Annotated in this window: 7 protein-coding genes; 5 read left to right on the forward strand and 2 right to left on the reverse strand. The window is 38.1% G+C overall.

The features are described 5' to 3' along the window. The 4 genes from B4A24_RS02440 to B4A24_RS02455 all read left to right on the forward strand — a co-directional run. Positions 1-430 (forward strand): lipocalin family protein (locus B4A24_RS02440; RefSeq protein ID WP_293942272.1); only part of this gene is annotated, 430 nt, incomplete at its 5' end. Continuing rightward, positions 420-1727, forward strand: a complete 1308-nt coding sequence (locus B4A24_RS02445; protein ID WP_182497701.1) for a cryptochrome/photolyase family protein — start codon at positions 420-422, stop codon at positions 1725-1727. The genes B4A24_RS02440 and B4A24_RS02445, both read left to right, overlap by 11 nt. 18 nt (positions 1728-1745) lie before the next feature. Then, a complete protein-coding gene (idi, locus tag B4A24_RS02450; protein ID WP_182497700.1) occupies positions 1746-2264 on the forward strand; it encodes an isopentenyl-diphosphate Delta-isomerase in 519 nt (172 codons plus the stop codon). Next, on the forward strand, positions 2261-3148 hold the full coding sequence (locus B4A24_RS02455; RefSeq protein WP_293942281.1) for a TIGR01777 family oxidoreductase: 888 nt from the start codon (positions 2261-2263) through the stop codon (positions 3146-3148). Before idi ends, B4A24_RS02455 begins: the two co-directional genes overlap by 4 nt. An 801-nt stretch (positions 3149-3949) precedes the next feature. Here the strand turns inward: B4A24_RS02455 and B4A24_RS02460 are convergent. Both B4A24_RS02460 and B4A24_RS02465 read right to left on the reverse strand, forming a co-directional pair. Next, positions 3950-4237, reverse strand: a complete 288-nt coding sequence (locus B4A24_RS02460) for a hypothetical protein (protein WP_293942283.1) — start codon at positions 4235-4237, stop codon at positions 3950-3952. 93 nt (positions 4238-4330) lie between these two features. Then, complete coding sequence (locus B4A24_RS02465; RefSeq protein ID WP_229678257.1) at positions 4331-5221, reverse strand: DMT family transporter; 891 nt, start codon at positions 5219-5221, stop codon at positions 4331-4333. 92 nt (positions 5222-5313) lie between these two features. On the opposite strand from B4A24_RS02465, the gene B4A24_RS02470 reads away from it, so the two are divergent. Then, complete coding sequence (locus B4A24_RS02470; RefSeq protein ID WP_094258356.1) at positions 5314-6732, forward strand: PLP-dependent aminotransferase family protein; 1419 nt, start codon at positions 5314-5316, stop codon at positions 6730-6732. The last annotated feature ends 891 nt before the right edge of the window (positions 6733-7623 follow it).

Below are 7623 nucleotides of genomic sequence, written 5' to 3' on the forward strand. Positions count from 1 at the left end.
GTATGAAATTGCCCGTTTTGATTTTCGTTTTGAAAAGGATTTGGACAATGTTTCCGCCCAATACAGCCTGAACGAAGATGGTAATGTCACTGTGTTGAACAGCGGTTACAACTATAAGAAAGAGAAATGGAAAAAAGCCGTCGGCTTAGCAAAATTCAGGGAAGATAAATATACCGCTAAATTAAAAGTAAGTTTCTTCGGCCCTTTTTATGCAGGATACAATGTAATTGCATTGGACGAAAATTATCAATATGCGTTGGTCGCTGGAAAAAATTTGAAATATTTATGGATTTTATCAAGAACAAAAGATATTCCGGATGAGGTTAAAACAAACTATCTGAAAATTGCGCAACGGATTGGCTACGATACTTCTAAACTGATTTGGGTAAAGCACGACAGGAACGATAATCCATTTCTGAATGAAAAGTAAAGTCTCTATTTTTTGGTTTCGCCGAGATCTGCGTTTGGAAGATAATGTAGGGTTATATCAAGCCCTTGCTTATGAATTCCCCGTGTTACCGGTTTTTATTTTTGACGAAACCATCTTAAATAAATTAGAAGATAAAAAAGACCGAAGGGTTGACTACATCCATCAGGTACTTTTGGCAATAAATAACGAATTGAATAAATTCGACGCAAGGCTGAATACATTTTATGGCAACCCGTCCGATATTTTTAAAATGCTTTCCGAAAGATATGCTATTCAGGGTGTTTTCTGCAATTGTGATTATGAGCCGCAAGCCATTAAACGAGATAAGGAGATTCACCAGTTTTTCAACGAGCGGGACGTTCTTTTTAAGACATTCAAAGATCAGGTCATTTTTGACAAAAACGATGTGATGAAAAACGACGGTACACCCTATACGGTTTATACCCCATATTCAAAAAAATGGAAAGAGTTATTGACAGCAAAAGATTACAAGTTGCATAATTCTGATTACGCTAACTTTTTCAGGCAAGACTTTGCCGAAATCCATTCGTTAAGTGAGATCGGCTTTAAAAAAACAGACATCACTTTTGAAAAGCCGGAATTAGATGCGACCATCGTTGATGAATACGACAAATTCAGGGATTATCCGGCAATGCAATGGACAACCGTGCTGAGCATCGCTCTTAGATTTGGTACCATCAGTATCCGTAAATGCGTAGCTTTTGCAATGAGCCACAATCGAACATGGCTGAATGAATTGATCTGGCGGGAGTTTTTTATGCAGATTCTGTATCATTTCCCGAAAGTAGTAACTCAGTCTTTCAAAGCGAAATACGATAACATCAAATGGCGAAACGATGAGCAAGAGTTTGAAAAATGGTGCAGGGGAGAAACAGGCTACCCAATTGTAGATGCCGGAATGCGACAATTAAATGAAACAGGATATATGCACAATCGGGTCCGGATGATTGTAGCGAGTTTCCTATGCAAACATCTATTGATAGATTGGCGTTGGGGCGAGGCTTATTTTGCTCAAAAGTTGAATGACTATGATTTGTCCGCTAACAATGGAAATTGGCAGTGGACATCGGGTTCAGGTTGCGATTCTGCACCTTATTTCAGGATTTTTAATCCAACTGTTCAAACGGATAGGTTTGACAAAAAGTTGGAATATATTAGAAGGTGGGTACCCGAATTTGGAACAGATGCTTATCCCCAACCGGTAGTAGAGCACAGCTACGCAAGAGACAGAGCATTGAATGTATATGGAGAAGCTTTGCGGAAAAACAATCAATAACTTTTTAATTAAAGTAAAATGGAAAGAAATAATGTAGTACTGGTCGATGAAAACGATAATGCCATTGCTGAAATGGAAAAGCTGTCTGCACACGTGCAAGGATATCTTCACAGGGCATTTTCGGTATTTATATTCAATGGTAAAGGAGAATTGCTTTTACAGCAGCGGGCAAACCACAAGTACCACGGAGCAGGGTTATGGACAAACACCTGTTGTTCGCATCCGCAATGGGGAGAAGACGTTACTTCAAGTGCAGAGGAGCGGTTAATCTATGAAATGGGACTGAAATGTGATTTAAGATTGGTCTATTCATTTATATACAATGAGCGGGTTGAAAACAATTTGACAGAGCATGAGCTGGATTATGTTTTTGTTGGTTATTCTGACCAATGTCCTGTTATAAACAAAGAGGAAGTGCAGGACTATAAGTGGATCAATGCGGATGAAATTCTATCTGATATAAAAAATAATCCATCACATTATACGGTCTGGTTCAGACAGGCCTTTCCGGAGCTGCTTTCAAAAATCAATTCATGAAAAAGATATTAATCGCCGGAGGTACAGGTTTTGTCGGAAAAGCATTGATAAAGCACCTAGTAAATTGTGGTTATATGGTCAATGTGTTAACACGGAAGAACAAAATCAGCAGCATAGAGAACATTCGGTATTTTGAATGGGATATAAAGAAAGGATTTATTGACGAAAAAGCATTTGAGGGCGTTTCGAAAATCATCAATCTAACAGGCGCAAACATTACCGAAAAGCGTTGGACGGAAAAAAGGAAAGTTGAAATAATCGAAAGCCGGACCAAGGCAATAGATTTACTTTTTACCTATGTTAAAACAAGGAATTTTAGCATAGATATCTTCATTTCATCTTCCGCCGTAGGTTATTATGGTGCGATTACTACGGATGAAATATTTACAGAGAAATCCAATAACGGCAGCGATTTTTTGGCTTCGGTTTGCCGGAAATGGGAAAAAACAGCACTGCAATTTGACAGTTTGGGTGTTGCTACCGTGATTTTAAGAAAAGGCGTTGTCATTGGGAGAGATGGTGGTATGTATCAAAAATTAGCACCTTTGGCGAAGTTGGGCATCAATACATCTTTAGGAAATGGCAGGCAATACTTACCCTGGATTGATATCCGGGATTTAGTCCGGTTGTATGAATTCATCTTGAAGACAGATGAACTCAGCGGGGTTTTTAATGCTGTTTCTTCCGAGCACATTATGATGAATGATTTTTCTAAAACACTGCTCCAATTATTTGGAAAAACGAGTTTTCTGCCCAATGTACCAGCATTTATGGTAAGGTTGTTTTTGGGGGAAATGTCCGTGATGTTGTTAAAGGGTTCTAGGGTTAGCAATTACAAAATAAAACAAACCGGCTTTAAATTTGAGTATAGCTTTCTTTATTGACATTTTTTACAATTTCCGTTTTTCCGTGTTTAAGATAATTTTCGGTTTAGCGGAGCTAACTTTATTTTTATCTAGATCATACTTATAAGAGGTGTCTTTCAATTGGTTCAATCGCCTTAAATCTTCCAATAAATAGTTCGAGTTTTGTACCAGTGGGTTCACCTATAGGGACAAGTCTAAAAAAGAAAGACCTGTCCCATTTTTTTTGCTCTGTAACTTGCTGTTATTCAGATAAATAAGAGCAATCTTTGAATTTATCTTCGAGGTTCGATGTTGTGTCTGCAAAATGACAGGAATTTAGGGAACATCGAACCCGTTTTTACTTGTTCTTCTCTGATATCATTGTTTATCAGCTATTTGACAATTTTTATTAAAAAAATCGGTATGCTATTCGTTCCATTATCAATGCCAAAGGTAAATCAGTGTTTTTACGCTTTACAATGTCGAACCTTCGGTTTGCTAAAAAATCTCTAAGCTGCGGATAGTATTTTTCGGTCAAAACCTTGTTTCAGCTAAACACTGACCTTTTTAGCCCATGAAACGAAACATAGCATACTCCGACCTTTGAACGAATAAATAAATGACCAATTAAAGGTAGTGATAGAGAGACGAAGCACCACCACCTCTCATTACCGAATAAATAAAAAGAAGTTGTCAGGTTGATATATTGAAAACCGTCACTCCCTCCGGTAATCTTGCTCTCTATTTATCAACGAAGTTGTATGGCTTGAACGCAAGTAAGCTCAATTGACAGCCATCTCAATGACTAAGAAAATTTCCTGTCCATCAGAACATAGCAAGTTATGTTTTGAGATGCTCGAAATTCATTCTGTGCCTCAAAACTACTTGTCTTTGCAGATGGATAAAAACACCCTCCGAAGTCGGTTGTGTAACTATTGTAGAATCCATTAAAATGACAGTTTTCTGATATTTGAAAAAACGGATTTCTTCATCAGTGTTCTTTAATCCCTCTTTTAGCACATACCCTTTTACGTTGGACAGGCATTCAAGAATGTGGTGGATAACTACTTCTATCCGTTGTGTGGAGTAATCAGCTTCAACCTCTAATTCGGAGATCGTTTTTTCCAATGTATGTAACGTCTCATTTATATATTTATTGATTCACTTTCTTTGAAATTTTGATGTTAGATTATTTCAATCATACTGTCTACCATTATGGAATTATCTTGAAAATTTCTTTGTTCCTACCACACACAGGATTACCCCGACAGTAACCGCTAACATTCCAGCACTTACTCTTTCGTTAAGCAAAAAAGAGGCTAATGCCAAACCAAAAAACGGCTGTAACAACTGTAATTGTCCTACGGTCGCTGTTCCGCCCTGTGCCAAACCTTTATACCAAAAAATGAAAGCAATGAACATACTGAACAATGAAACATAAGCCAAGCTAATCCAAGCCCCTGTACTAATGCCCTCAAAAGATGCCGGCATATAGATAAATGTAAGTGGCAACATTACAGGCAGGGAAAGCACTAAAGACCAAGATATAACCTGCCAACCACCTAGCGTCTTTGTTAGTTTTGCTCCCTCTGCATAACCTAATCCACAAAGGATGACAGCCCCAAGCATTAGAATGTCACCCACAGGCGAGGCTGTAAGCCCTTGTGCTACCGCATATCCTACGACCAAAACACTACCAATAATTGAAAAAATCCAAAATATTGGTCGTGGGCGTTCGCCTCCACGAATGATACCAAATATAGCCGTTGCCACAGGTAATATCCCTATAAAAACAATGGAATGAGCCGAAGTAACGTATTTTAATGCCAAAGCACTTAATAAAGGAAAACCAACTACAACGCCAAGAGCTACAACAGCCAAAGGAAAAATCTGCTTTCGATTGGGGCGTTTTTCTTTAAAGAGCAATAAGGCAATAAGGGCAAGTATTCCTGCAATTGAAGCACGGGCAACCGTCAGGAAAACGGGGTTAAATTCTAAAACCGCTACTCTCGTTGCAGGTAACGAACCGCTGAATAATACCACACCTATAAAGCCGTTTAACCAACCCTGTGGTGTATTCTCTTTAACTTTATTCATACTCAATTCTGACATGATAAACTGTTTTGATGCAAAATTCGGTATTCGACACAAATAAACACAGTCACAGTTTTTGTTATTTCAATAGACACAGTTAGATTTGCAAAGTGAAGAAAGATTTTCTATATAATGAGATAGCGAGTAATATTGCCAATAAAATCAAAACAGGTGTTTTGAAAGCCGGAGAACGTTTGCCGTCTGTAAGAATATTAAGCAAAGAACACGGAATAAGTGTAAATACTGCTAAAAGGATTTTTCTTGAATTGGAAGCCCAATCGCTTGTGCAGTCGAAACCCCAATCGGGTTATTTTGTAAGTCCGTTGAATTATTTGAAACTTCCATTACCCGAAGTAAGTCAGCCCTTGCCTTTTGCTAATAATATAGAACCCGATGAGTTGATAAGCGGTGTTTATTCCACTATGGGGCGTAACGATTTAACGCTTTTTTCTATTGGCGTACCGTCTGGTAATCTTTTACCATTGGCAAAACTGAAAAAAGAAATTGTGCTTGCCACAAGGGAACTGAAAGAAGGTGGAACAGAATACGAACCTTTACCGGGTAATGTCAAACTCCGCAGAATGATATCGGCTCGTTCATTGGCTTGGGAAGGGCATTTAAAGGAAAGTGATGTGGTAACTACGAATGGTTGTATGAATGCTTTGGCATTGTGTCTCATGGCACTAACCAAACCGGGCGACACCATAGCCTTGGAAAGCCCCTGTTATCCGGGCATTCTGCAACTTGCTGTTAGTTTAGGTTTAAACGTATTGGAAATTGCAACACACCCTGTTACCGGAATAGATATTGATGCACTGAAGAAATTATTGCCTAAAATAAACGTCTGTCTTTTAGTACCTAATTTCAACACGCCTTTGGGATATTGTATGCCCGTTGAAAGTAAAAAAGCTGTGGTAACCCTTTTGTCAAAGCACAATATTCCGCTTATTGAGGATGATACTTATGGGGATATTCACTTCGGTGCTGAACGTCCTAAATGTTGTAAATCCTTTGATACAGACGGAAATGTTTTGTGGTGCGGTTCTGTATCTAAAACACTCGCCCCGGGCTATCGTGTAGGTTGGATTGCTCCGGGCAGGTACAAAGACCAAATATTAAAGTTGAAACTTGTACACGCATTGTCTGCTACCTCTGTAATCCACGAAGCCGTTGGCAATTTCCTGATGACAGGAAGATATGAAAATCATCTCCGTCATTTCCGCAAAACTTTGCAGGAAAACTATCAGCATTATGCACTTGCCATTGCGGATTATTTCCCTCAAGGAACTAAAATAAGCAGACCACAAGGTGGGCTTGCCTTGTGGGTAGAATTTCCGAAAGAAATTGACACAACAGAACTATACAATTATGCTCTTAAAAAACAAATAGGTATTGCTCCGGGCAGAATGTTTACTTTGCAAAATCAATTTCAAAATTGTATGCGCCTTTGTATCGGTTTGCCGTGGTCTAACGAGTTGAGGCTAAAACTAAAACAGCTTGGAAGTCTTGCTAAGATGCTTGGACATTGATATACCTTTTGCCGTATCAAATGCCGTAAATTGGGGACATTCTTAATCCACTCCATCTCGCTTTATAAAATATGCACAACGTCCGCTTTGATCTGCCTGTAATTGGCTTCAATGACCTGTTTAATATTGTCATTGCCATGTTCATCAGTAAAGGAATAAGTGCGGTATCTTTTAAGGCTTTGGTTTCTCTATATCCAAATTGTGCTTATATAGACAATCTTTTAAGTTAGTTCAATAATCATAAATTTTCCAAGAAAGAGTTTGAGTTCCGTACCAACAGGTTCACATCTTGGGACAAGTCTTAAAAAGTTAGACTTGTCCTATTTTTTTTGCTCTGTAACTTATTGTTGTTCTTATAAATAAGAGAAATTGCGGAATTTAGTCTCGGAGTTTGATGTGTTGTTCCATTAAAATCTAAAAAATCAGGGAACATCGAACTCACTATCAGTCTTTTTTCCTTAATATCATTACCTCTTTATAGTTCTTTCTTAAAAGTCATACACTATTTGTTTCATTTTCAAGGGCAAAGGTAAATCTGTGTTTATTTTAGCTTTACAAGGTCAAGCCTTTGGTTTGCTGAAAAACCTCCAACCTTGTGGGTAGTTTTTTTCAGTCAAATACCTTGTTTCAGCTAAACACTGACCTTTTTAGCCCATGAAACGAAACATAGCATAATCCGAACCTTTGAACGAATAAATAAAAAAAAGTAATGAGGTCAGTCTGATATATTGAAAGCCGTCATGTCTTCCTGCAATCCTGTTTTCTATCTTTCAAGACAGTTATGAGGTTAGAATGCAGTCAATCTCGACTACACATCCCAAATGAATATGATTCTTATATCTCTACAATACTTTCTGTTCATTAGAACTTGGCAAGTTGTGTTTTGAGGCA

Origin of the sequence: Sphingobacterium sp. UBA7249 (genome assembly GCF_002472835.1) — a bacterium.
Classification (GTDB): domain Bacteria; phylum Bacteroidota; class Bacteroidia; order Sphingobacteriales; family Sphingobacteriaceae; genus Sphingobacterium; species Sphingobacterium prati.

What these genes read in the sequence shown, in the direction of transcription:
- B4A24_RS02445 (WP_182497701.1), top strand. Translation starts at nt 420, where the DNA reads ATGAAAAGTAAAGTCTCTATTTTTTGGTTTCGCCGAGATCTGCGTTTG.
- idi (WP_182497700.1), top strand. Translation starts at nt 1,746, where the DNA reads ATGGAAAGAAATAATGTAGTACTGGTCGATGAAAACGATAATGCCATT.
- B4A24_RS02455 (WP_293942281.1), top strand. Translation starts at nt 2,261, where the DNA reads ATGAAAAAGATATTAATCGCCGGAGGTACAGGTTTTGTCGGAAAAGCA.
- B4A24_RS02465 (WP_229678257.1), bottom strand. Translation starts at nt 5,221, where the DNA reads ATGTCAGAATTGAGTATGAATAAAGTTAAAGAGAATACACCACAGGGT.